Annotated in this window: 23 protein-coding genes; 13 read left to right on the top strand and 10 right to left on the bottom strand. The window is 55.1% G+C overall.

The genetic code is table 11. The annotated features are described in order from the left end of the window. Positions 1 to 72: 72 nt before the first annotated feature. Complete coding sequence (locus OLTU_RS28180) at positions 73 to 756, bottom strand: hypothetical protein (protein WP_141736062.1); 684 nt, start codon at positions 754 to 756, stop codon at positions 73 to 75. Positions 757 to 881: 125 nt separating this feature from the next. Here OLTU_RS28180 and OLTU_RS28175 point away from each other — a divergent pair, with 125 nt between their 5' ends. Further along, a complete protein-coding gene (locus OLTU_RS28175) occupies positions 882 to 3,236 on the top strand; it encodes an adenylate/guanylate cyclase domain-containing protein (RefSeq protein WP_141736061.1) in 2,355 nt (784 codons plus the stop codon). Here the strand turns inward: OLTU_RS28175 and OLTU_RS28170 are convergent, their stop codons facing one another. Continuing rightward, entirely contained in the window at positions 3,237 to 4,178 is a 942-nt protein-coding gene (locus OLTU_RS28170; RefSeq protein WP_141736060.1) for a hypothetical protein, read from the bottom strand. A gap of 94 nt (positions 4,179 to 4,272) precedes the next feature. Here OLTU_RS28170 and proC point away from each other — a divergent pair, with 94 nt between their 5' ends. Next, positions 4,273 to 5,082, top strand: coding sequence for a pyrroline-5-carboxylate reductase (gene proC / locus OLTU_RS28165; protein ID WP_176737043.1), 810 nt, complete (start codon positions 4,273 to 4,275; stop codon positions 5,080 to 5,082). Here the strand turns inward: proC and OLTU_RS28160 are convergent. Together OLTU_RS28160 and OLTU_RS28155 are read right to left on the bottom strand one after the other, a co-directional pair. Continuing rightward, entirely contained in the window at positions 5,079 to 5,834 is a 756-nt protein-coding gene (locus OLTU_RS28160; RefSeq protein WP_141736058.1) for an ABC transporter ATP-binding protein, read from the bottom strand. The genes proC and OLTU_RS28160 overlap by 4 nt on opposite strands. Next, the gene (locus OLTU_RS28155; protein WP_176737042.1) at positions 5,831 to 6,841 is read right to left on the bottom strand and encodes a FecCD family ABC transporter permease; all 1,011 of its coding nucleotides are present in this window, start codon (positions 6,839 to 6,841) and stop codon (positions 5,831 to 5,833) included. The genes OLTU_RS28160 and OLTU_RS28155 overlap by 4 nt, the downstream gene beginning before the upstream one ends. 174 nt (positions 6,842 to 7,015) lie before the next feature. On the opposite strand from OLTU_RS28155, the gene OLTU_RS28150 reads away from it, so the two are divergent. The 6 genes from OLTU_RS28150 (at position 7,016) to OLTU_RS28125 (ending at position 13,128) form a co-directional block, all read left to right on the top strand. Continuing rightward, positions 7,016 to 7,516, top strand: coding sequence for a hypothetical protein (locus tag OLTU_RS28150; RefSeq protein ID WP_141736056.1), 501 nt, complete (start codon positions 7,016 to 7,018; stop codon positions 7,514 to 7,516). 106 nt (positions 7,517 to 7,622) lie between these two features. Then, the gene (locus tag OLTU_RS28145) at positions 7,623 to 8,552 is read left to right on the top strand and encodes an ABC transporter ATP-binding protein (protein ID WP_141736055.1); all 930 of its coding nucleotides are present in this window, start codon (positions 7,623 to 7,625) and stop codon (positions 8,550 to 8,552) included. After that, positions 8,552 to 9,280 (top strand): ABC transporter permease, encoded by a 729-nt coding sequence (locus OLTU_RS28140; protein WP_176737041.1) that lies wholly within the window; start codon positions 8,552 to 8,554, stop codon positions 9,278 to 9,280. The genes OLTU_RS28145 and OLTU_RS28140 overlap by 1 nt, the downstream gene beginning before the upstream one ends. After that, a complete protein-coding gene (locus OLTU_RS28135) occupies positions 9,280 to 11,118 on the top strand; it encodes a Gldg family protein (RefSeq protein ID WP_176737040.1) in 1,839 nt (612 codons plus the stop codon). The genes OLTU_RS28140 and OLTU_RS28135 overlap by 1 nt, the downstream gene beginning before the upstream one ends. Then, entirely contained in the window at positions 11,115 to 12,077 is a 963-nt protein-coding gene (locus OLTU_RS28130; RefSeq protein WP_141736052.1) for a DUF4340 domain-containing protein, read from the top strand. Before OLTU_RS28135 ends, OLTU_RS28130 begins: the two co-directional genes overlap by 4 nt. A gap of 205 nt (positions 12,078 to 12,282) precedes the next feature. Further along, on the top strand, positions 12,283 to 13,128 hold the full coding sequence (locus OLTU_RS28125) for a flagellin N-terminal helical domain-containing protein (protein ID WP_141736051.1): 846 nt from the start codon (positions 12,283 to 12,285) through the stop codon (positions 13,126 to 13,128). On the opposite strand, the gene OLTU_RS28120 is transcribed toward OLTU_RS28125, so the two are convergent. Then, a complete protein-coding gene (locus OLTU_RS28120) occupies positions 13,125 to 13,994 on the bottom strand; it encodes a GNAT family N-acetyltransferase (protein WP_218110331.1) in 870 nt (289 codons plus the stop codon). The two genes, OLTU_RS28125 and OLTU_RS28120, sit on opposite strands and share 4 nt — an antisense overlap. A 90-nt stretch (positions 13,995 to 14,084) precedes the next feature. On the opposite strand from OLTU_RS28120, the gene fliD reads away from it, so the two are divergent. The 3 genes from fliD (at position 14,085) to OLTU_RS28105 (ending at position 17,456) form a co-directional block, all read left to right on the top strand. Further along, positions 14,085 to 15,437: a flagellar filament capping protein FliD gene (gene fliD, locus OLTU_RS28115; protein ID WP_141736049.1), complete on the top strand. Its 1,353-nt coding sequence runs from the start codon at positions 14,085 to 14,087 to the stop codon at positions 15,435 to 15,437. Between the two features lie 21 nt (positions 15,438 to 15,458). Beyond that, positions 15,459 to 15,971, top strand: a complete 513-nt coding sequence (gene fliS, locus OLTU_RS28110) for a flagellar export chaperone FliS (RefSeq protein WP_141736048.1) — start codon at positions 15,459 to 15,461, stop codon at positions 15,969 to 15,971. A gap of 162 nt (positions 15,972 to 16,133) precedes the next feature. Next, positions 16,134 to 17,456 carry a flagellar hook protein FlgE gene (locus tag OLTU_RS28105; RefSeq protein ID WP_141736047.1) on the top strand — a complete coding sequence of 441 codons (1,323 nt, stop codon included), beginning with the start codon at positions 16,134 to 16,136 and terminating at the stop codon, positions 17,454 to 17,456. A 7-nt stretch (positions 17,457 to 17,463) separates the two neighbouring features. Here OLTU_RS28105 and OLTU_RS28100 read toward each other — a convergent pair whose 3' ends face one another. The 3 genes from OLTU_RS28100 to OLTU_RS33005 form a co-directional block, all read right to left on the bottom strand. Next, positions 17,464 to 18,258 carry a lysophospholipid acyltransferase family protein gene (locus OLTU_RS28100; RefSeq protein ID WP_141736046.1) on the bottom strand — a complete coding sequence of 265 codons (795 nt, stop codon included), beginning with the start codon at positions 18,256 to 18,258 and terminating at the stop codon, positions 17,464 to 17,466. Then, complete coding sequence (locus tag OLTU_RS28095) at positions 18,242 to 19,432, bottom strand: phosphopantothenoylcysteine decarboxylase domain-containing protein (RefSeq protein WP_141736045.1); 1,191 nt, start codon at positions 19,430 to 19,432, stop codon at positions 18,242 to 18,244. The genes OLTU_RS28100 and OLTU_RS28095 overlap by 17 nt, the downstream gene beginning before the upstream one ends. Positions 19,433 to 19,608: 176 nt before the next feature. Then, the gene (locus OLTU_RS33005; RefSeq protein WP_281181253.1) at positions 19,609 to 19,734 is read right to left on the bottom strand and encodes a hypothetical protein; all 126 of its coding nucleotides are present in this window, start codon (positions 19,732 to 19,734) and stop codon (positions 19,609 to 19,611) included. Between the two features lie 222 nt (positions 19,735 to 19,956). On the opposite strand from OLTU_RS33005, the gene OLTU_RS28090 reads away from it, so the two are divergent. Further along, positions 19,957 to 20,565 (top strand): outer membrane beta-barrel protein, encoded by a 609-nt coding sequence (locus OLTU_RS28090; RefSeq protein WP_141736044.1) that lies wholly within the window; start codon positions 19,957 to 19,959, stop codon positions 20,563 to 20,565. Between the two features lie 56 nt (positions 20,566 to 20,621). Here the strand turns inward: OLTU_RS28090 and OLTU_RS28085 are convergent, their stop codons facing one another. Further along, positions 20,622 to 21,194, bottom strand: coding sequence for a GNAT family N-acetyltransferase (locus OLTU_RS28085; protein WP_176737038.1), 573 nt, complete (start codon positions 21,192 to 21,194; stop codon positions 20,622 to 20,624). Between the two features lie 469 nt (positions 21,195 to 21,663). Further along, positions 21,664 to 22,734 (bottom strand): 6-phosphofructokinase, encoded by a 1,071-nt coding sequence (locus OLTU_RS28080; protein WP_141736042.1) that lies wholly within the window; start codon positions 22,732 to 22,734, stop codon positions 21,664 to 21,666. A gap of 118 nt (positions 22,735 to 22,852) precedes the next feature. On the opposite strand from OLTU_RS28080, the gene OLTU_RS28075 reads away from it, so the two are divergent. Continuing rightward, positions 22,853 to 24,061, top strand: coding sequence for a tetratricopeptide repeat protein (locus tag OLTU_RS28075; protein WP_141736041.1), 1,209 nt, complete (start codon positions 22,853 to 22,855; stop codon positions 24,059 to 24,061). Positions 24,062 to 24,099: the final 38 nt, after the last annotated feature.

Below are 24,099 nucleotides of genomic sequence, written 5' to 3'. Positions count from 1 at the left end.
CGGCCCGACTCAAGAGGAAAAGTCTGCCGGGTGACTGGTAATTTTACTTAGCGATGACCGGGGGTTAGGATCCTAGATATTGTGCGTCATGCGACAGAGCGTCTCCAAGTCCTCAACCTTCTTGCGCAAACGGCGCATTTCCAGCTCATTCTTTTGCAGGAAGGCCTGCAACTCCTGGAGTCTTTCCTCTTTCAGGCGGAGCAATTCATCCTTGGTGGCCAGAAGCTGGCGCGAAAGATCCATGGTGCGGTTCATCGCGTCCTGGGCGAACACCAGAAGATCGCGGTAATCATCCGTCGGCAGGCTGGCCTCATCCGCTTTGGGATGATCTTCCTTCCTGGCCAGGGTTTCAGGAACGCTTTCGCTTTCCATTTCGGTTTCCATGCTGGCGTTCAGGTGGAGCCTGGGAACCGGCATGGGGGTTTCCGGCTCGAGGGCTGCATTCATGGCCATGGTCAGCGGCAGCTCAGGCTCCACAGGCAGTGCGGTCCGCGCGGGATTGGGTGATATCACGGATTCAGCCTTGATCATAATGTCGGGCGCGCCCGGCAGATCGATCTCAGGTTCCGTCAGAGCATCCTGTTCGCGCAGGATCAGGATCTCATCATTCACAAAACGAGCGGCCAATTCCCCATCCTCAATCAGCTCCCAGACACGGTCCTCAGTGATTTGGTTGCGTTGCGCAAAATCACTTAAATTCAGAGGCCGTTCGCCGGTTTGCTGCGGATCGGGACGGCTGGGATTGATGTCCATCATTAGGAACTCCCCTTGGAAGGTTATCAGGAAAAGTTTAACTCAGTTTTTCCTGAGGCATTAAATTTTTCTCCAGTCTTCCGAAGACTTTGCCAGCCGAGCTTAAGTCACAAGCAAGGGATGCGACCATGAAGGCCTTTTTGCGTAAAGTCTGGAGCAAGATCTCAAAGCTGCTGCCGATCTGGATCATCTGCAGCACCATCGTCGGAGCCTCATGGTGGGCTCTGCGGCAGCACTACTTTCGATCCGCGATCGGCTCCAACGAACGCGACCCTCTCTATCGCATTGAAAGCGCCTGGTTTGATATCAAGGTGACCAGCCTGCGCGGTCCTCAAAAGCCCACGGGCAAGGTCGGGATTCTGGCCATTGATGATGATTCCATTCATGAGTTCGGTCGCTGGCCTTTCTCCCGACGTTATTATGATCAGGCCTTCAAAAATCTCAAGAAGCATGGCGTCAAGTGGATTGGTTTTGACTCGGTTTATGATAAGCCCGAACGGCCCAGTCTCGATGATATTGAAGGCCAGCTCCGCAGTGTAACCGGCAGCCGCAACCAGTCGCGCGATCTGAATCGGGTGATGCAATCCATCGGCCAGATGAAAAAATTAAGCCCGGCCGATCAGATCTTTCGCGAGGGTCTGCAGAATTTTGGCAATATCGTTCTGGGCTACTTCTATATGGAAACCAAACTGGAAGCGAAAAAAGCCCTGGGCGGTCGGAATCACTTTGAAGGCCTCGATCGCATCATCGTCTCGGAAATCATGGGTATCGACATGCCGGCCGGCAAAAAGCTTTCCGATTACCCACTGATGAAACCGGAAGCGATTCAGGTCAACGATCCCCTCATTGATGAAGCGGGAAGCCACTTCGCCTTTTTCAACAATGATGCCGACCAGGATGCCATCAACCGCTGGCTGACGCTGGTGGCCGATGTAAACGGTCATCTTATGCCCTGTCTGGCTTTGAAAACCGTGGCGGAATATCTGAATCGCGAGATCTTCGTCTTCTTCAATAACAACGGCATCGAAAGCCTGGCTCTGATCAACCGCGATGATCCAAGCGACTCCATCGATATTCCGGTGGACTCGGCGGGCAAAGGCCGCGTGCTGATCAATCCGCGCGGTCGCGGTGAAACCATTCCACACTATGGCCTGGCCGCTGCCTATCGCGACTCCTTCACCGAGAAACAGAAAAAAGCGCTGAAGGATTCCGTACTGCTGCTTGGCGCCACAGCCACCGGCATCAACGATATGCGCCCCAACGCCTTTGACCCCACCATTAATGGTGCGGAAAACCATGCGGCCGTCATGGACAACATCGTCCGCGGGGATTTCTACAAGCGCCCGGCCAGCATCTTCAAAACCGAAATGCAGATCGTGCTCATCCTTGGGTTTATCTTTACGATGATCCTCTCCTTTGGGGCGGGTTCGATTTCGGGCCTTTTCCTGATCGCCTTCCTCGTGGCCTACTACTATGTGGATAAATATCTCTGGATGGGCAAAGGCATCTGGACCTTTATGGTCGTGCCGGCCGGTGAAGTGACGCTCATGTTTGGCGTGGTGACTCTTTACAAGTACATCACCGAAGAAAAAGAAAAGAAAATGGTCAAGGGAGCCTTCCAGCATTACCTGAGTCCCGAGGTGATCGACCAGGTTCTGCAAAATCCCGAGCAGCTCAAGCTGGGTGGCGAGAAAAAAGAACTGACCGTTTTCTTCTCCGACGTGCGCGGCTTTACCACCATCTCGGAAACCCTGACTCCGGAAAAGCTCAGTGAACTGATGAATGAATACTTCACCCCGATGACGAGCATCGTTCTGCGCAGCAAAGGTGTTCTGGACAAGTACATCGGCGATGCAATCATGGCCTTCTGGGGCGCTCCTTTGGAGCTGGAGAATCCTGCAGAAACCGGCTGCCAGGCGGCCATCGAAATGCTCTATGCGCTTGATAAATTGCGGATGGAATTCAAGGCCAAGGGTTTTCCCGATATTGATATCGGCATCGGTCTGAACACCGGTCCCATGTCGGTTGGTAACATGGGTTCAGGCGAACGCTTCACCTATACCGTCATGGGCGATGCCGTGAACCTTGGTTCCCGTCTGGAAGGTCTGACCAAGGAATACGGCATCAAGATCATGATCAGCGAATTCACACATGCAAAGCTTACTCCAGGCAAGTTCTTTACCCGTGATCTGGATGATATCCGTGTGAAAGGGAAGAACGAGCCGGTGAAAGTCTTCCATCTGATGCGGCCCGATTTCCTGGCCACGCCTGACCAGATCCGTACCTTCATCGCCCGCTTTGAGCAGGGGCGCAAGGCCTATACCGCTCAGAAATGGGAGGAGGCGCGCGGGCATTTTGTGGGTTGTCTGCAGATGAAGCCGGATGATAAAGCCAGCATCATGTACTGCGAGCGGATCGATCATTATATCGAGGAATCACCAGGCCAGCCCTGGGATGGTGTTTATACTTTCAAGCACAAGTGATCAGAACATATAGCCAACTTTCAGGACGCCATAAAACGGCCGAAACTGAGCGCCCAATTCCTTTTGAATGCGTTCCTCGGTCGTGGATCCGGTGAACACCAGAACGAGATCATCCAGATCGGAGTCGATATCATATTCCAGCGTGCCCGCGACGGGGCCGCCGAAACCCACCCAATCCATGGCTATGTAAAAGCCCTTGCCCGGTTCCCACTGACTGCCGAGCACGACATCCAGTAGAATCATCTGCGCGGTGAAATCCACTGCGATCTCTTCGTTCGCCACGCCCGGGCCTTCCCAACCATAGCGTCCCTGGACACTGTTGAAACTCAAGCCGGTCCCGAGATAAAGCCAGCGGCTGTTGAAAACGCGGCTCGTCAGGCGCGCGCTGGTCATGCGCGTGGAGAGAAATTCATCCGTCTGCGGATTTTGGGAGTTGGTCAGCCGTGCCTGCGTGCTGGTGACCTGCAGGCCCCAATCCATCCAGCTGAAGGAACGCCTCAGATATTCGAGACCGCCGCCCGTCCCCAGATAATTCCCCACTCCCAGAAGGCCCAACTGGTTTTTGTCTTCGGTCGTTCCCGTCGTAGCTGTCGTGGGATCATCACCCCAGATATCAAAAAAGCCCCGTTCCTCAGGCAACGGGGCACCAAAGCCCGAGTCCGGCAGGTTCGTCGGTGGTGCCGGTGGAAAAAAAGGAGCCTGCTGCGGCGGCGTTCTGCCTTTTGCGGGTCGGGCAGGTTTTTTCGGTTTGGGTTTGGCCTTGACCGGAGCTTTGCGCGCCGGCATCTGCAGGACCGGGTTGCCGGTCGCGTCTTCCTTCGCATCGGTTGCCGGTTCCACGCCTGATTCGCTGCTGCCTTGCATTGCCTGCGCCAGGGTGATATTTGGAAGATTCCAAACCATAGCGGCGCTGATGAGGGCGAACAGCGTTCGGCTGGTCACAGGGGAGCCTCCAAAAAGAAACCCGTTGCGCGGGATTGACTCCCTCCAGGATAAGAAAAAAAGCCCCGCTGCGCAAACGATCCATGGAGTGTTTATGGAAAAGATCACCGTCATTGGTCTCGGTAACATGGGAGCGGCTCTGGTTCGCGGACTCTTGAAATCCTCGGCAAAGAACCCGCTGCCGATCGAAGTCTATGACGTGGACAAGCATCGCATCGATCAGGTGGTGGGAGAAGGCCCCGCACGTGGTCTGGCCTCGCTCCAGGATATTCAAAAGCATAGGAATGTGCTGATTTTCTGCGTGAAACCGCAGGATCTGCCAACCATTGCCAAAACCCTGGCGGGCAAGCTGGAACCGGATAATCTGATCATCTCGATCCTCGCAGGTAAAAAAACCAGCACCATCGCCGAGGAACTGCGTTATGAAGGGCCCATCGTCCGTGCGATGCCGAATATCGCGGCCGTGATCGGTGAGGCGGCCACCGCCATGTGCGCCAACGAAAAGGCCGAGGACGTTCACAAAAGCCGCGCGGAACAAATTTTCAAGGCGGTGGGTGAAGCCTACTGGACCAAGGAAATTCTGATGGATTCGGTCACAGGACTTTCGGGCAGCGGTCCGGCTTATATCTATATGGTGATTGAGGCGCTGGCCGATGGTGGCTTGAAAATGGGCATGCCCAAGGACCTGGCTTTGAAGCTGGCGACGCAAACCGTGCTCGGCTCTGCCGCCATGGTCAAGGCCATGGGGCTGCATCCCGCGATTTTAAAGGATCAGGTGACCACTCCGGCCGGCACCACCATTTCCGCTCTGCATGAACTCGAGGAACGCGGTCTGCGTTCGATGTTTGTAAGCGCCGTGGAAAAAGCCACGCTGCGTTCCCAGGAACTGGGGCGCAACAGTTAAAGCGAGGGATTCTGAAACCGAATGAACCAGGCGCCGGTGCTGGCATCCTCATGAACCCGTGCCTCCACATCATAGGTCTGCCGGATCATGTCGGGGGTGAAAAGCGCCGGGCAGGGACCGGCGGCCACCAGCTTGCCCCTCCTTAAAAAGACGAGATCCGTGGCCAGATCACGCGCCGAATAAAGATCGTGATGCGACAAAACCAGGGTTCGTCCTTCCCGCGCCAGCTCCGCAAAGAGCGCCGTCATCTGCAGACTGGCATCGATATCGAGATTCGCAAAGGGTTCATCAAACAGCATCAACTGACTGTCGGAAGCGATCGCACGAGCCATATCCACACGGGTCTGCTCCCCCCGACTGAGACTGTTGTAAATCCGATCAGCAAAATGCGGCATGCCCACCCGATCCAGGGCATGCCGGGCGGCGATGTGATCGCTTTTCCCCGGAAAACCCTGATGCCAGGGATAACGGCCCATCAGCACCAGCTCCTCAACCGTAAAGGCAAAGGGCAGCGTATGGCTCAGCGGCGTCCAGCTGAGTGGCATGGGCGGGCGCGGGTCACCGAGGACAACATGTCCCGAGCTCGGCTGCAGCACGCCGGCCATGCAGCGCAGGAGCAGGGTTTTTCCCGCCCCATTTGGCCCGAGTATCAAATGAATGCCACCCCTCCTGAGATCAAGATTGATATGATCCAGCAGGATTTTATCCTGAACTTTCAGAACCAGCAGCACCACTTTCAAAGCCGAGGTCATAGCGCCGCCTGCCTCCGTCTTTGATAGAGCATCCACAGAAAAAATGGGGAACCGATCAGGGAAATCAAAACGCCGACCTGCACTTCCTGGGGCGGAATCAGAATGCGGGCCACCAGGTCGGCCAGCATCAGGAGCGTCATGCCATTGATCACCGAAAGTCCGAGCAGCTGTCGATGGTCGGGACCCACCATCATGCGGGTTAAATGGGGAACGATGAGGCCAATAAAGGGCATCATGCCCGACATCGAAACGGATGTTCCCACCAGGATGGAAACCAACAGCACAGCCTGGGTGCGCAGGCGCTTGAGGTCCAGGCCCAGCGTTTGCGCGACATCATTGCCGAGACTCAGCACATTGAAGCGATAGGCGAGTTTTTGCGCAAAGAAAACCCCAAGAATCAGAGGACCGGATGCGACCAGACAGTGCTCCCAGGTTTTGCCGCTGAGCGTTCCCAGCATCCAGTTCATCATGGCCGGTGCCTTGTCAAAATCATTGAGCGCGAGCGACAGCACGAACGAGGTCAGGGCGCTGAGAATGCCGTTCAGCGCAAAACCGATCAGCAGGAGATCCTCGATCGGAAACCCGTGCGGATCCCGGGCAAAACGCAGAAGAACCGTGGTGGTGAGCATGCAGCCCACCAGCGCAAAAAGGGGCAGGACCCAGAGATTGATAAGATTGAAACCGAAGTAAAAGGCGAGGATGGCGCCCAGCACACCGCCGCTGCTGATCCCGACCACCGAGGGGCTGGCCAGCGGGTTGCGAAAAAGCCCCTGGGTCAAAACCCCGGCCGCAGCCAGGGCCCCCCCGATCAGACAGGCCGCGACCACCCGCGGCAGGCGAATATCGATCAAAATTCGGTGGAGCAGCTCCAAATCCTCGGAAGGACTCAACAATTGCCAGGGATAGGCCGACGCTCCCCCAAACGACCAGGACAATAGGAAAACGGCGAGACAGAGGGTCGCTGTCCCCCAGAGGGCAAAGGCATGGGAACGGGAAGGCGCGCGCAAGGCCGGAAATTCCTTTGATAAATTCACTGAATGCGGCGGACATGGCCCGCTGCACGACATGGATACGAATATCCGGCTGCAAAGGCAATGTTTTTCCCTTGATAATATGCCAAAAATGCATATACTCGGCCCAGGTGCCTGTCCCTTTGACTTGCTGTGACTGCGGAGCTGATGATGAAAAAAGGCAAAACTACCCTGGCGGCGATGACTCTTGGTGCTCTCACTTATCTGGCCTGGCTTGGCCTCGATATCAAAAACCCCGAAAAACCTGCTCCTGTCGCGACACCTTATGAAGTGGTGTCCGAGACCGTTGCGCCGGTGATGCCGGAACCTGCTCCCGCACCCCGTCGTGTGGTTGCCCGCAAATCCGTCAAGGTTAAGAAGGCCAAGGCCTCTGAGCCAGCCCCCGTGACCACGGTGGACGAGACACCTTCTGAAGAAAAAAAATCAACGGCCGAAGTTCCCATGCCCAAGGTCTGGGAGGGAACTTTTGTCAAGCTTGATCGTCCTTATAAGGATGAATGCGATATCGATCGACCCTGTTCCCCGCGTGGTCGCGATGGTGTGCTTCTGGTCGGCGTATCCTTTTCCCTGAATGGTTGGAAACCGATGATGCCTGAAGTCCTTGCGGTGGGCTCGTATCAGCAGCGAACACCGCTCCTGGTTTACAAATAACAGATTATAAATAATTTCGTTTTTCACGCCCAGCCTTGCATTGGCTCATCATTTTGATATCTTTGAAGATTGATGTCAGTTCATGACCTCTTCAAGGAAATTTCACATGATTGAAGTTCGTTCGATCAGCAAGTTTTACGGCAACAAACGAGCGGTCGAGAACCTGAGTTTCACCATCAAGGAAGGTGAAATCGTCGGTCTTCTGGGTCTGAACGGAGCCGGAAAAAGTACGATCCTCAAGGTGCTCGGTTGCTTCCTGGTCCCCTCCCATGGTGATGCCCGCATTGGCAGTCACTCCGTCCTCGAGTCTCCCGATGATGTGCGGCGCATGATTGGTTACCTGCCCGACACGCCCCCTCTCTATAACGAGATGCCGACCCGCGAGTACCTGCGTTTCGTCGCGCGTTTAAAAAACGTGGCGAACGACCAGGTGCCGTCCTTTGTGGACGATGCGATGCGCAAGACGAACCTGCATGAAGTGGCTGAGGTTCGCCTGGGCGAATTGTCCCACGGTTTCCGTCAGCGCGTAGGAATTGCCCAGGCCCTGGTCCACAAACCGCGGGTTCTGATTCTCGATGAGCCGATCAACGGTCTCGACCCCATTCAAATTGTCGAAATGCGGGACATGATCCTGTCGCTGAAAGGGGAGCATACCGTAATTCTTTCCAGTCACATTCTGTCGGAAATTACCAAAACCTGTGATCGGATCCTGGTGATCGATCGGGGCCGGCTGGTCGCGGAAGGCTCCGAAGCCCATCTGCGCGGTCAGGTGAATCAGACCCTGGAGGTCCGGATCGAACTGGAAGCATTCGACGACCGGGTGCGCGAAGCCATTCGCGCCGTGCCAGGGGTTCAGGAAATCAAGGAAGCCCGCAAGAACGCCTTCTACCTGGATATTCTATGTTCCAGCGATATTCGCGGCGATATTGCCAAGGCGGTGGTGCAAGCCGGAGGCCGCCTCCTGAGCCTCGGCAAGAAGGAAGCGGAACTGGAAACGCTGTTCCTCAAACTGATCAAGACGGACGGAGCAAGCTGATGAACAAGATCTGGTTGATCGCGCGCAGGGAACTTGGCGCTTATTTCACGACGTGGATGGGCTACATCATTATTTTTGCAGCCCTTCTGATCGATGGGATGCTGTTCAATACCTTTGCCATAGGGGATGAGGCGAAGCTATCGAGCGATGTGCTCAAGGATTTTTTCTTTTTCAGCAGCGGTATCGCCATGGTGGCGGCAGTTTTCCTCGCCATGCGTCTTCTGGCGGAAGAAAAGCAGACCGGGACCATCGTGCTCTTTTACACGTCCCCGCTGAGTGAAAGGCAGCTCGTCTATGGCAAGTTCCTGTCGGCCCTCGTCATGTTCGTGATCCTGCAGGTGCTGAGCATCTATCTGCCCTCGCTGATTTTTCTGGAAGGCAAGGTGTCCATCGGCCATATGGTGGCGGGTTACCTGGGGGTGACTCTGCTCGGTGCCAGCGTGCTGGCCGTTTCCCTCTTCGCTTCAGTGGTGTCCCCGAACCAGCTGATTGCCGGGATTTCAGCCGCCGCGATGACGGTTTTGTTCCTGCTGCTCTGGCTCCTGTCCTATCGCGTGGATGAGCCCTTCCGTGAAGTTTTCTCCTATATGTCGATCCATAATGAACGCTTCCGTCCCTTCTCCAATGGTGTGCTGCATACCCGTGATGTGGTGTACTACTGCAGCCTGGTCTTTTTCTTCCTGGAATGTTCCATCAAATCGCTCGAGACACGGAGGTTGCAAGGCTAATGAACGCACTTCGCGCGCTGCGCATCCCGCTTTTTCTTTTGGGATTGGCCCTGGTCTTTATCGCCGAACGTTATCTGAAAACCTATGATTCCTATAAAATCGTGGCCATCATTGGGGCGCTGGTCACCCTGATCCCGCTCGGGTTCACCCTCCTCTTGATGCAAAAGGCCAACAACCAGGGTCTACTGGCCGAGGCCAAATCCTGGAAGCTGGTGCTGGTCTGGAAGATTCTGGTGATTCTGGGCGTGCTCCTTTTTTATGTCTACCGTTGGAGCCTCGGCACCAGTCTGAGCCCGGATACGCTGATGCAGAAGGGCCTTTTGGTGCTCTGGCTTTCCACTCTGTTTCTGGGTCTTTTCATGGGCCTGGGGGTGGAGTTCAGTCATCGCATGAACGGCACGGGCGAGAATGCGGAACCCAATCGTCTGGCCTATTCGGCCAAGATCTGGCTGTGCATAGGCTTTCTCTTCCTGGGTCTCGGCGCCTTGAATTATGGGGCCGCGAAAAAGGACAAGGTCTTTGACCTTTCCTATTTCAAATCGACCAAACCGGGCGAGGCCACACTCAATGCCGTGGCAAGTCTTGAGGCACCGGTACGGACCGGGGTCTTCTTTACCAAGGACAGTGAAGTGGCCTCCTTTGTGCGGGAGTACCTCGATGTCCTGGCACAGAAAAACAGCAACCTTCAGCTCGAATACTATGACAAGGATTTCTATCCGGCTCAGGCCGAGGAATTCAAGGTTTCCAAAAACGGCCAGATCGTTCTTTTGAAGGATGGCAAGCGTCAGCGCATCGACCTTGGGGACAAGCTGGAAAACGCCAGAAAAAAACTGCGGAACCTCGACGCCCAGTTTCAAAAGGCGCTCCTGCAGCTGACCTCGGAGAGGGGCATCATCTACTTCACCTCCAGCCACGGTGAGATGAGCTGGGGCATCGATCGGCACAGCCCCCTGCGCTCGCTGCGCAATCTGGAAACGGTTCTGCGCTCGCAGAATCTGACTCCCAAATCCCTGCCCAGTACGTTCGAGCCCATCCCCGACGATGCGGAGGCCGTGGCTGTGGTGGGTCCGACCGCAAGCTTTGCCAAGGAAGAGGTGCAAACGTTCCGGGATTATCTGAACCGCGGCGGCCGACTGCTGCTGGCTTTGGATGTGGAATCCGCAGGGGAGCAGGCGGAAGAGGTCGTGGTGGCCGATCAGAATGAACTGGATACCCTTCTGAAGGAAGTTGGGATCCAGTTCCGCAAGATCCGCCTCGCCAACGACCGTGAATTTGTCCGCTCCACCCGGCAGAAGTTCGATCGTGTGTATCTCTATACGAATCTCTTCGGCAGTCATGAATCGGTTTCCACGCTGACCCGTAACGATGAAAAGCTGAACGTCCTCGCTCTTCATTCGGGCTATCTTGTGGTGGAAAGCGGCACCAACGCCTGGCACCCTGTGTCCACGATCATGGCACTCCGGAGCACCTTTATCGATACCAACAAGAACTTCGACTATGATCCGGATGAAGTGCGCGGCTCCTATCCCCTGGCGGCGGCTGCGGAAAAAGCCATGGCCGAAGGCAAAAAAGCCAAGGTCATCGTCCTTGCGGATTCCAGCATGCTGGGCGATCCACCGCTCTATTACAATGGCAACCAATGGATGGCTCTCGACACCTTCCGCTGGCTGACCGACCGCATGAACACCTCGGGTGCCGTGGAGTCGGAAGAGGATGTGCGGATTCAGCATTCGAAAGGACGCGAACTGATCGTATTCCATGGTTCCATCTATCTGGCCCCGCTCCTGATTCTGGCGCTCGGATTTGTGGCCAATCGTCGTAAGAGGACACGCGCATGAGAGTCAAGATTATTCCCTATGTGGCGTTTTTTATAGCGTCTCTGGCCTTTGCCTGGTTTGCTTCGCGCCCGACGGTGAACAGTGACATCGTCGGCAAGGAATGGATCCATATCGCCAAAGAGAGCCTGAAAAAGATCGTATATACCGATGAGGACGGCACGGTTGAAGTCATCAAGGATGCGACGGTGCCGGATGCCTTCTGGATCGAGTCCACGGAAAAGCGCAAGGAAGGGCCGAACGACGTCTCGGTCAAGGACCGTTATCTCGTGGGGGATCGGATCAAGGAACTTCTGGGGGAGCTGGCCCCCTTCCGAGTGGAAAAGCAGATTGGCGAAGCCGGAAAAGTGAACCTCGTGGACTTTGGTCTCGACAAACCCACCGGAACCTTTGAAGTGCACTATGGCGACGGCAAGGTCTTCACGCTGCTCATGGGCAAGCGCAGTTTCCAGTCCCCGACCGTGTTTGTCCTGGACAAGGATAAGAACCTCGTGCTGCTCGTCCAGCGCAAGGTCATGAGCATGCTGGAGAAGCCCAAGGCCCGCATGGCCATGTCCAAGCCTTTCAGCTTTGCCGAGGATGATGTGGCCCGCGTCTATGTGATTCAGGATGGCAAGGAATGGCGCTTCTTCCGCAAAACCCTGGGCAAGAATAAGACCTGGTATCCGGAAGCCAAGGACACCGCAAGCGAGGCCTTCCGCAACTGGATTGACAAGGTCCTGAAGCTGCGGGTGGAAGGCTATCCGCAGGATCAGGAGCTGGAAGCATTGAACAAACTGACCCCGAAATTCACGCTGGTGCTGAAAAGCGAACGCGAGGATCTCGATACCTGGGCCATTCTGGAAGAGGCCGGAGCGTCCACGCGTTACTGGCTGAAAGCCGGTAAACTGCCGGTTCCGGTTCTTATCGATGCCACCAAGGCTCCTGTTCTTCTCAATGATATGAAAGCGTTCCTTCAGTGAAAGCCTCGTCCAGGGCGGCCCCGCTGCGGTCCGCTCTGGCCCACCCGGCAAACATTTCATCCCGCGTCGCGTTCCCTCCACATTGAATGCGGATGAGAGCGTGTGTTAGAATAAAAAAGAGCAGCCTTCATTTTCCAAGAATGTTTATGCTGTCGAGTTCTGTCACTCGAAGGACTTTCCTTTGGAGTGTTTCGGAGGGTAACTCATGGGTTTGCGCATCGCGACCAACGTCTCCTCGCTGACTTCTCAAAGGCACTTGATCAACACACGACGACTGCTCGATCGTTCGTTGGAACGCCTTTCGAGTGGTTATCGCATCAATAAAGCCGGTGATGATGCGGCCGGTCTGGCGATTTCAGAAAAACTGCGTGCCAAAACCCGGGGTCTGATTCAGGCCCAACGTAACGCGTCGGATGGTATCTCTCTGATCCAGGTTGCTGAAGGCGGCTTGGAAGAGATTCAGAACATCCTCGTGCGTCTGCGGGAACTTGGAGTTCAGGCGGCTTCGGATACCATCGGGTCCCAGGAACGTCGTTATTTGAATGAAGAGTATCAGTCCCTCAAGGAAGAAGTGGACCGGATTGCCAACGTCACCGAATTCAACGGAACGGTGCTGCTCGACGGTACAGGTGGATCCCTCGACTTCCAGGTGAATACCGGCGGCCTGAACCTTCTCGGTGTGGACCGGATTTCCTTTGATGCCTTCAAGTCGGATGTGAACGCCGACAAGCTCGGTCTTGAGGAGCTTTCGATCGATACCAAGGTCAACGCCCAGCGTTCCTTGAGCATCATCGACGGTGCGATTGAGGATGTGTCCTCGATCCGTGGCGAACTCGGTGCCATCGATAACCGTCTGACGTCCACCATTCGTAACCTGTCGGTGTCGATTGAAAATCTGACCGCCGCCAACTCACGGATCAAGGATGTTGACGTGGCGCTGGAAACCTCGGAGCTGACGCGGAACAACATCCTGATGCAGGCTGGTACATCCGTTCTGCAGCAGGCCAACTCGATTCCGAAGATGGCCCTGACGCTCCTGCAGAATACTTAAATGGAATCCAGTCCCCAGATAAAGAGCTGATGCAGCTCCTTTTCCTTCCCTTTCTCCAGAACTTTCATGAGCGCCATAGGCACAGCTTCCACAGCTGAAGCCTGGGCGAGAATTTCCTGATGCCAGGCGGGCTGCAGCTCGCCAGGTGTGAGCAGCATGCACTGCGGCAGATCCTTGTCCCGCCGCACGAAATGCACCAGATCCAAAAGATAAGCCGCATCCGTACAGCCCCACTCGTGAATGACCCCCATCATATCGTAACCTTTGCCAATCAGCGCAAATGCAACAATATCCGCCGCTTCATACGCAAGATAGAGTTCAAGCCAGGGAATATCCAGCATCCGGCGGAATTCCGCAAGACTGCGCTCCAGCGTCTGCGCAACCCGAGGTTTGAGCGCCTGCAGCCGCAGCAGAACATCATCGGAAAGGCCTTGCAGGCCCGTGCGGACAAGGCGGGCCGAGGTGCGGGCCTTGCTGCCGAAACGGGGCTCGGCAAAATGAAAGTGGTATTCCTGTCCCACTGACACGAAGCCCAACTTCTGATAGAATGAAGTCAGGTCGCTCCACAAAAATAAAGCCTTCAAGTGATTTTGCTGAGCGATTTCTTCCACAGCTGTCAGAAGACTACGCATATGGCCATGCCCTCGAAAGCGAGGATCCGTGGCGACGTTGCCCACCAGACCAATGAGGAACGGCTCCTGTCCCAAGGCATTGATGACCTTGCGCGGCCATAAATTGGCGTGGGAACACATCTGATTTTGAAAGTCATGACAGTAACTGAAACCTTGGCCTTCCGGCGCCAGGACGATGGGATATTCCTGTTCGATCGGGAAAGGCAAAGGATCCGGCCGCAGGCACTCTTGCAAGAGTTGATTGCGTTGCTGAAAATGGATTGGTTCTTTCGGGTGATAAAGACTCATCGTTTTTCATTTCCAGTCAAATAAGGGGGAAAGCTCATGGGAGTTCGCAGCATGCCGGGCGCGACCACTGGCCTCTTCGACCCTAAGATTGTAGAGGGTTTAATCGAGGTTGAAAAGATCCCGATTGAGAACGCCAAAAGGCGCCGGGATGGTGTCGATAACGAGCGGGCGGAATTCAAGAAATTGATCGATATGATCAGTGGTTTGGATACGGCGCTGAACAAGATCAAGACCAAGACCGACTTCTATAAAATGAAAGTCGAATCCTCCCATCCCGACATCCTCGATGGCACCGTCTCTGGTTTCTCGCTGCCAGGCAGCTATGAGTTTGAAGTGCGTGGCCTTGCCAAATCGGAGAAGGAACTGGCCTACGGGTTCCCCGACAAGGACCAGACGCCAGTCGGCTTCGGTTATATGGTGATCGAGAGGGAAGGGCAGGACGACCTCGATATCACGATCGAGCCGGGTTCCACCCTGCAGAATGTTGCCGAAATCATCAACGAGGCCGACGGCGGCGTCAAGGCTATGGTGATTAACACCAAGTACATGCCCGACCCTTATCGCCTGCTTGTGGTCAGTGAAAAATCCGGCAAGGAATCCAAGATCCGGATCGACGAGGATACGACCTTTCTCGAATTCAAAGAGCAGGTGGTCGGCCGCAACCTCGATGTCCTGTTCGAGGACGTGCCCGTCACCGATGAGACGAACAGCCTCAAGGAACTGGTGGATGGCGTTATATTCAACGTCAAGCGTTCCGAGCCGGGGACCCGAGTCCAGGTGCAGATCAATTACGATGTGGATGCCACCCTCGAATCGATTTATGGCTTTGTGGAAAAGTACAATGAGATTTCCAAATTCATAAACGGCCAGTTTCAGGTGGATGCCAAGTCGGGTCGCGCCGGCATTCTTGCCTCCGACGGCACAATTAAAACGGTCATGCGGAATTTAAGAAGTGTTCTGGGCGACCCTGTCCAAGGCTCAGGAAAATATCGAACCATGGCCGACATTGGGATAACGACCAACCCCAAAACAGGGGAGCTGGATTTCAATGAGTCTAAAGTAAAGCAGGCTTTGACCGAAGATTACGAAGGTGTTGCCAAGATCTTCATTCGCGGTAAGGATTCGACGGGGGTTGCAGCCCGCCTCGCAGAGCAGGTGAAAGGCTTGCGTGATGCTCAGAATGGTATCCTGAAAAGTCGAACAAGGGCCCTCGATAATATCATCAAGGACCAGGATCAAGGGATTGCCAGGAAAGAAGCAGCAGCGGCCAAGAAAGCGGACTCGATCAAGAGACGGTTTACCAACCTCGAATCGACCCTCTCCGGAATGAAGGCACAAGGCGATTTTCTCGCGCAGCGGTTTGCGGCGAATAATAACGATAACAAGTAACCAGTAAGGAGCTGCTTCAAGATGAACAATCCCTACAAGGCCTATCAGAAGACCCAAATTACGACGGCGAGTCGTGAAAAGGTTCTCCTCATGCTCTATGAGGGAGCGATTCGCTTTGTGAAACATGCTGAAGTCGCCATGCTGGATAGAAAAATCGCCGAAAAAGGCAAGCAAATCAGCAAAGCCACCGCCATCATCTCCGAGCTGATGGCCACGCTCGACTTTAAAGTAGGCGGTCAGCTGGCCGTTGATTTGGAAAATCTTTATGTCTTCATGATCGATAAACTGATTGAAGGCAATATCAACAACGATGTCGAATGTCTGCGCACGGTTGAGCAGCTTCTCCGCACGCTTTATTCCGCCTGGCAGGATGTCGTGGAAAATCCACGTCCGGACGGTGTGCCGTCGCCAAAACTGCAGCCGGAAGAATACAGGAAGTGGGTGGAAGCCAATGGCAGTGGCGCGGCGAAAGCCGGTGCCAACCAGGATGCGACTGCCGGAAATAACCTGCAAAAAATGAAATCCATGGCCTGAAAAAATCCATCCCGTCCCGGTATGAACTTGCCGGGACGATTCTGCCTGGTCCACCCCCAAGGTATGTCTTTTTTCAACAATCCTCCAGCTTGAAGAGCGCGTGCTAATCTGAATAAGAATCGAGACTCGTTATGAGTGCGATCGTCTTTCAGAGGGGGTTCCATGGCTGCTATTTCTCAATCGCTGTACACAGGAGTTACCGGTTTGTCCGTCATGTCTGACAGCATGGCTGTCGTGGCGAACAACCTGGCGAACGCCAATGCCAAAGGTTTTAAGTATGACAGGGTTGAATTTGATGACCTGCTGTCGCTTGACCTCGGCAGCTCGGTTGGACAGGCGCAGTTGGGTCGTGGTGCACGTCTCAGTCGTGTGCGAGCCATTCACACACAGGGCGGCTTGTCCGTCACCGATCGTCTCACGGATATGGCCGTTCAGGGCAATGGTTTTTTCGTTGTGAATAACCCGAAGGGTGAGAAGCAGGAGGCCGGTGGCCTCTTCTATACCCGCGTCGGCTCCTTCAATTTTGATAAGGATGGTTATCTGTCGGATGCGACCGGCGGCCACCTGCAGGGTTATGAAGCCGATCAGGACGGAGTGCTGTCGACCAAGCTCACCGACATCCGCATTGTGACGAACAACATCCCACCCAAGGGAACGGACAAGGTGGTGCTGAACGTGAACCTCGATTCACGTGCCGAACCACTGCCCGTGGAATTTGATATCAATGATCCGGTGAAAACATCGAACTTCAATACCACGGTCAACGTATTCGACAGTCATGGGACCAAGCATGCGATGACCACTTATTTCCGCCGTATCAATGATGATGAAGGCATTTCCTGGCAATGGCATGCGACGGTCGATGGCAAGGAAGTGACCGATGCCGATGGCGCGAAGATCAAGGAAATCGCCAACGGAACCGTCAGGTTTGATAACAAAGGCAACCTGCTGGAAGAAATCTATAACGAATCAAGCGCGAACTTCTCAAAAGGCGCCGTGCCGGATCAGAAGATCCTGATCGACTTCGGCAAGAACATGGGTTCCGAGGAAGGCAACGGCGTCGGCGCCTCCAGCTCGACGGCTTCGTCCTCGCTCACGGTCTTCCACAGCCAGAACGGTTATGAGTCGGGGAATATCAAGTCGCTGAAGATCGACCTGGATGGCAAGATCAAAGGCTATTACACCAACGGGATCGAACGTATCCTCGGCTCCTTTGCCCTGGCGACCTTCGAAAACCAGGATGGCCTTATGAAAGCCGGTCGTAACCAGTTCTATGCGACCAATGATTCCGGGGCGCCGCGGATCGGGACACCGCAGTCGGGTGTGCGCGGATCGATCTATGCTTCGACTTTGGAAGAATCAAACGTGGACATGGCGCAGCAGTTTGTGGAGATGATCAGGAGTCAGCGTGGCTTCCAGGCCAACTCCCGCTCGATCACCACTACCGACAGCATGATTGAGGAAGTGGTGAACATGAAGCGCTAATCGCTAATTAGAGTATGGATTCGAGATAGCGCAGGCGTGCTTCGATCATGGATCGGACGCGCCTGGCAAAGAGTTCGGGGGTTTCCTCGGGCAGCGGCCAGACTTTGGGCATCACGTCCAGGATCAGGTGCGCGGCCTTGGGAATCCCCGAATTTTTTCGCATCATATCCTTGGTGCCGCAGAGCACGACCGGGCAGATGGCCACACCTTCCTCGACGGCGAGGCGGAAGGCGCCGACCTTGAAATCCCGCAGGCGTCCATCCTCACTGCGGGTGCCTTCTGGAAAATAGAACATCGACACGCCCCGGCGAATCCAGGCCGCGCTTTGCCGTACAGCGGCATGGCTGCTGTGGCGATCGCCGCGTTTGATGGAAACGTAGCCAGCCCATTTCATGGCGTGACCGATGCAGGGCAGGCGGAAGACGGTGTCCTTCGACAGCCAGCGGAACTGAGCCTGGGTCAGATAAATGGCGCCGATATCCGCAGAGCTTTGATGGTTGGCCACGAGCACCACGGGAGGTTCGCCTTCCTTGGGCAGATTCTCAAAACCGCTGTAGCTCCATCGCCAGCCCGGAGCGGCATGCATGATCCAGCGAGCCCAGAAGGTGGCCAGCCAGTGAGCTCCTTGGGTGACGTGCTTGGGATCAAAGAGTTTTTTCCAAATCACAATGGCGAGCAGGATCAGGTAGCAGACGCCTGTTGCAAAGACAAATGTCGCCCAGAAAACGACCGCGCGCAGATAATCCTGCCCTGGAAAACCTGTGGTCATGGGCTTGCTCAAAGTCTCAGTCGTGTCGTTCATGAAACGTTCTCCCTGCTTCTTGAACCAAATATTCTGCGATGGAATCCTTGCCGCTTAAGGTTTGGGATGCTGTCGTTGAGCCGGCAAAGATCTGTGCCGTATGTTCCGTCTGATTCACGTCCTGGAGCTGATTATAAACCAGGTGCGAGAGCTGATACTTCTGCAGATAATCCTGCACAATCGCGTCCCGTTCCTGCGTGTTGGCTGCGACTTCCAGTTTAAAGCCCACCTTGAAGGCGAGCTTTTGTTTCACTTCAGCGATGATCTTGGGTGTGCGAACGAACTCCACCTTCAGTTCATCCCGGCTCCGCACCTTGCCCTCGAGTTTGGCGGCTGGCACGAAATCCAGCACGGACGCGGCGAAGATCGCTCCATCGATGCCGCTGCTGGCGATACCCTGGACGGCGGCCAGCATCTCATCATTGGTGATGACCGAGGTGAGAGCCGAATAACTCCGCGGGCGCACGGGGCAGGGTCCGGCCACGACGTGCATGCGATGTCCATAGCGGTAGAATTCCTCGCTGATGTGGCTGCCGAGGGCGCCGGATGAATAGTTCGAGATGTAGCGCACATCATCAATGGGACCGCGCGTCGTGCCCATGGTGAGCAGAAATTTGCGGCCCTGCTGCTGATTCAGAATATGGGCGATGCGGTCCGCCAGCTCTTTGGGATCCGGGAATTTTTGCTTGCCTTCCTCTTCCCGCGCGGCGAGCACGGTGCAGAAGCTGCTGATTTTTTGCAGATTCGCGGCCACCATGGGGCTATGCAGAAGGCTGTCATGCATATTCGGAACGAGGATGACCGGTTTCTGCTGACCCAGATACGAGGCAATCAGAGCGGTCGCCGGGGAATCGGTCAGACCCTGGGCCAGTTTGCTGATGAGGCTGGCGGAAGCCGGAGCGATGATGCAGGCATCATGCTGGGCGATATGCGAGGCATCCCCTTCAAACTGCGTGCGGGCCCTGCGGGCTGCTGCCCAGGAGAGGGCGGTTTCCGTCGTGAACAAACTTCCGCCTTGGGTCAGCCAGGGATGAACATCGGCCCCCAGACGCCGCAGGGCGCGGATGAAGCGAACGCTTTCCACCGCTCCGATGGAACCTGAGACCACAAGATCCACAGAACGCGCGCGCAGCGCAGCCGATATCTGACTGACATGGAGATCATTCGACGCCATCACAGCCCCTATTCTTGCGATATGTGTACAAGTTTGAATATAAAGTTTGCGCCACTTCGTCAAATCTTTCCGTAAGTGGCACTTCCAAAACGCAATGGGGCTGAACGACAGCACGCTTCCAGCGAATGTGCGGTTGTTCAGCCCCAGCTCAAGTCAACTTAACCTCAGGTATGACCTTAGGCGTTCGCTGCCTTTTGTGCGCGCTCGTTGGCATTGGGAACATTGAGTGGCAGGCTGGCTGCTGTTGTTCCTTCGATGCGAATTTTATTTTTGCGCTTCTTGCCAGCGCGAGCTTTGTTCATTGCACGTCTAACTTTGGATCTTTTGGTAGGGGAAGCCATGTTTTTTCCTCTCGACTTTCAACCTAAGCGTATAGGTCGGGGGAGCTTAGTGGAAATCAACCGGGCTGTCCAGCCAAATCCAGGACCCATGGCCTGATCCATGGTCCGGATGGACTTCACGGGCCTGTCAGGTATGATGGAGAGCGACGCGTGGATTTTACATGCTTTTATGGCGGAGAGTGTATGCGGCTAATTCGAGCGTTTGTTGTGATGTCTTTCTGGCTGTGTATGGGTCAGGCCCTGGCTGTGGAACCGGTTGATAGGAATTTCGCTGGCCCCTACGTGGGTGGTCATTTGAATCTGGGCCAATCCTTCAAGGCTGGATCCGGTTCGCCAGGCACGGCTTATCTTTTGGGTGCGGATGTCGGCTACGGCATCAAGCGTGACACGTGGAATCGCATTGAACTCGGAGCCGAGTTATCCACCGGCAAATCCGCGTTCACCGACAAGACGGCCTTCGGCGACGTGGATGTTGACCTCGATCTCGACCTCGTGATGATGCTGAAGGCTGGCTACGGCTACAGTCTGGGCGACGCGGCTTTCGGCACCTTCCGCATTGGATTGGGAGTTGCTCAGGCCAGTTTTGAAGGCAAAATCGGTGGCCTAACCGTCACGGACGAAACCAGCGGCGTCGCCGCCATGCTCGGCTGGGACGCATTTTTCCCTGCAAGCCCCACCTTCGATTTTCTCTTCGGCGCGAGCTATCGCATCTTCAATTTCAAGTTCGAGGACCAGGATAGCTTCCAGGTGAGTATGCCGGGGATCTATGCGGGGGCTCGGGTCAGAATCTAGCACACATCGCAAATATCAGGCGGACCCATCCGGTTCCGGTCCGCCTTCTCATCATTTCAGTCCGCTTGTTCCAAAACAAAATAGCTGGGGAAAATTTCGCGACGACTGTCGGCATTTTCCTTCTGCTGAAACTCCACCGGGCGGAATCCGACGCGACGGAAGAGGCTTTGCGCGTGGCGCATTTCCGAAGTGGCCTCCAGGTAAAGACGGACGTAGCCCAGCTCACGGGCTTTCTGAATGCCGGCTTTCATCAGCTTACGGCCGAGGCCCAGACCCCGGTAGTCCGGACTGATCACCAGTTCCCGGATTTCGCCGATGCGTTCACGTGGGTCCAGTCCAGCAAAAGGACGCACTCCAACCCCGCCAATGACATGGTTGCTGAGGCGATCACGCAGGACGAGGTAAATGGCCCCGTTCTCCTGATAGCTGGCAAAAAAACGTGGCAAACGGCGGCGGGTCGAGGCCAGCACGGTGCCTTCGTCGGGATAACTCATTAAACTTTGCTGGATAACGGCCACTGCGTTCGCCTCGTCGGAGGCTTGCAGCGGACTCAGGTCATAGCGTTCTGCAAAATGCAGCTGATCCAGAGGATCCAAAAAGACCAATTGGGAAGCGAGAGAATTGTCCATGAACACGACCTCATACAAGAGTCGGATGAGCCCTTTGCAAAAAGGCTGCCGATGGAGTTTCATCATATAGATTGTTAGGGCGTCATAAATTTAGGCCTATTCTAGCAGCTTTTTTCCACTTGTCAAAAAGCTCTTGACTTTGGGGGTCTTCCCCCTTAGGTTTTGCTCTCTATTGAGGCGCCCGCTTGCCTTTGGGTCGACGCGTGCCTTGAGATTGAAAGTCCAGCTTCAGCTGTGTGCCGAGGCGGCAAGATATTATGGAGTAGACCAATGGCCAACGTACGTAAAAATCGCCCGCCTCGTAAACGCAACAAGACAGCCAAATACCGCGCAAAGAAAAAATTGCGCGTCGTGCGCAGAAAGAGCCAAAGCTCGCACGGTAGACGCGGCGGTCGCATTCGCTAAGATACCTGGGGATTTTCAAAATCCCCAGTTTCTTCTTCTCCTGAATTCTGCCTGATTTTCTTCGCTAACGTCCGAGACAAATACCGATCGCTTCTGCTGCCTGCAGATACATATCATCCTGCGCCACAGGTCGGAAACTACTGGCCACCGCCGCATAGGGTACGGTTTTCATTTCATGCTTATGCATGACCACAACCTTGCCGTAGTCCTTCTTCACAGCAAGATCCACAGCCTTCACCCCATAAAGGGTGCCCAGCACGCGATCCCGCGGACAGGGTTGCCCGCCGCGCTGGATATGTCCGAGGACCGTGATTCGGGCATCGATTCCGGTGAGCTGATTCAATTTTTCTGCAACCAGCTGGCCGATGCCGCCCAAATTTTTCTTGCCGGGACTGGTGGAATTATAAAGCGGCTCGCTATCGGTTTCCATGGCCCCTTCGGCCACGACGATGACGCTATAGTTCTGCCCCTGTTTTTGCCGTTCCTGAATCTTGCTGATGATGGCGTCATAAGTGAACGGAATCTCCGGCAGCAAAATCACATGCGCACCGGCGGCCATCCCACTATGCAGGGCGATGTGCCCCGCATGGCGACCCATGACCTCAAGGACCATAATCCGATCGTGAGACTCGGCCGTGGATTGCAGGCGCAGGATCGCATCGCTGGCCACTTCCATGGCGGTTTCAAAGCCGACGGTGACATCCGCCTGCATCAGGTCGTTGTCGATGGTCTTGGGAATCCCGACAACATTCATGCCGATCTGGGTAAACTGGCAGGCGATATTCTGCGTTCCATCACCGCCGATGACAATGATGCAATCGAGGCCGAGGTCCCGGTATGCTTCCATGACGAGATTGCTCTTGTCACAGGATTCAGATTTGCTGCCGGCCTTGATCCGAAAGGGGTTTCCCGCGTTCGTGGTGCCGAGGATCGTCCCGCCCCGATTCAAAATGCCTGACACATCGCTGATGGTCAGGTTGCGGACGCGGTAAGGGCGATCCATCAAGCCGTTGAAGCTGTCCTCGATACCAATCACCTCATGCCCAAGAGTGCCCACAGCGTAGCGAACCACGGCGCGAATCACGCTGTTCAGACCCGGGCAGTCACCACCGCCAGTGCTGAGGCCAATCTTCAAGTTGAATCTCCTTCATGGACGGAATTGGGGAAAACGTTCTGCGCTATGCCAGGAACTATGATACACTTTTTGATACCCGAGGCACGTACAGAAGGCGAATAAAAACGAGGGGAAGCCCGTGAGCGATAACACCCTGCCGCAGAAGATTCTGATCGTGGATGCTGACAAGTCCGTTGGGCAGGGAATCAAGGGTCCTCTTGAAAAGCATAAAATCAAGGTGGATTGCGCCTCAGACCTGAGCACCGGACTCTACATGTTCAACCAAAACATGTATACGGTGGTCCTGATTGAGCTCAGCTTCGAGGAACTTCCGGGCCTGGTCCTGGTCCAACGTTGGCGCGCACACGAAAGCGTGGACAAGCGCAGTACCAGCTTTATCCTGGTGGCCGGCAACCGCGATGGTCATGATCCCGCAAAGGCCAAGCTGATCGAGGAACTCGATGATATCGAGGTCATCTACAAGCCGCTCAATCCCATTCATATCCTGCCGATGCTGAAAAAAGCTATGATGACCCGCACCCGCCGCATGCGTTTTAGCGAAGTCTCCGCCCAGGCCACGAAACTCGCCGCCCGCCCTGAATCGGTGCAGACGGCGATTGACTTTGTGAAGTCCAACCTCAAGGACCTCGGTCCTCGAGGGCATGATCTTTTGCGCGAGATGTACGAGGTCCAGAAGTCCTACCCCAAGGCCATGGAAGTTGTGGATGGCATCCTTTTGCAGAAGCCGGAGAATTTGAATGCCATCAACCACAAGGGACGCCTGCTGCTCAAGCTGGGCCGGCCCGACGATGCTCTGAAATACATGGAGCACGCCGATAAACTGGCACCGAACAACATCGAGCGACTCAATGAGATGGCCATGGCCTATCTGGAGGCAAACAACCCCGATATGTCAGTGAAGCAGATGCGGGAGCTGATCCGCTACCATCCCGACAAACCGGAAGTGAAGTTCGATATGTTTGCCAGGCTGCAGGAGTTCGGCTTCGACGATCATGCCATCGCTCTTTGCAAGGACACGACTGACCCCCTGGAGGTGGTTCGCCACTACAACAACAAAGGGGTCGCGCTGGCCAAGGGGGGCAATATCGAGGGGGCCATCATGGAATATGAAAGGTCCCTGCGCTTCTATCCCAAGTATAAGGAAAATTACCGAATTCTTTATAATATAGCTCTGGCTCACCTGAGCTACAAAACGCGCAGTCACTACGAAATCGCCCTGGACTACATCATGCGCTGCCTTGAATTGAATGAGAAGTTTGATAAGGCCATCAAGACCAAGGAGCAGATCGAGGACCAGCTCTCGAAGCGAAACAAGACCGCTTCGTAGTGTTTCCCGAAAAATTCTGGAGCCCGGCCTTGCCTCTC

The sequence above is a fragment of the Oligoflexus tunisiensis genome (assembly GCF_001748245.1).
GTDB classification, from domain to species: Bacteria; Bdellovibrionota_B; Oligoflexia; order Oligoflexales; family Oligoflexaceae; genus Oligoflexus; species Oligoflexus tunisiensis.
This window is presented reverse-complemented; position numbering and strand designations above follow the sequence as displayed.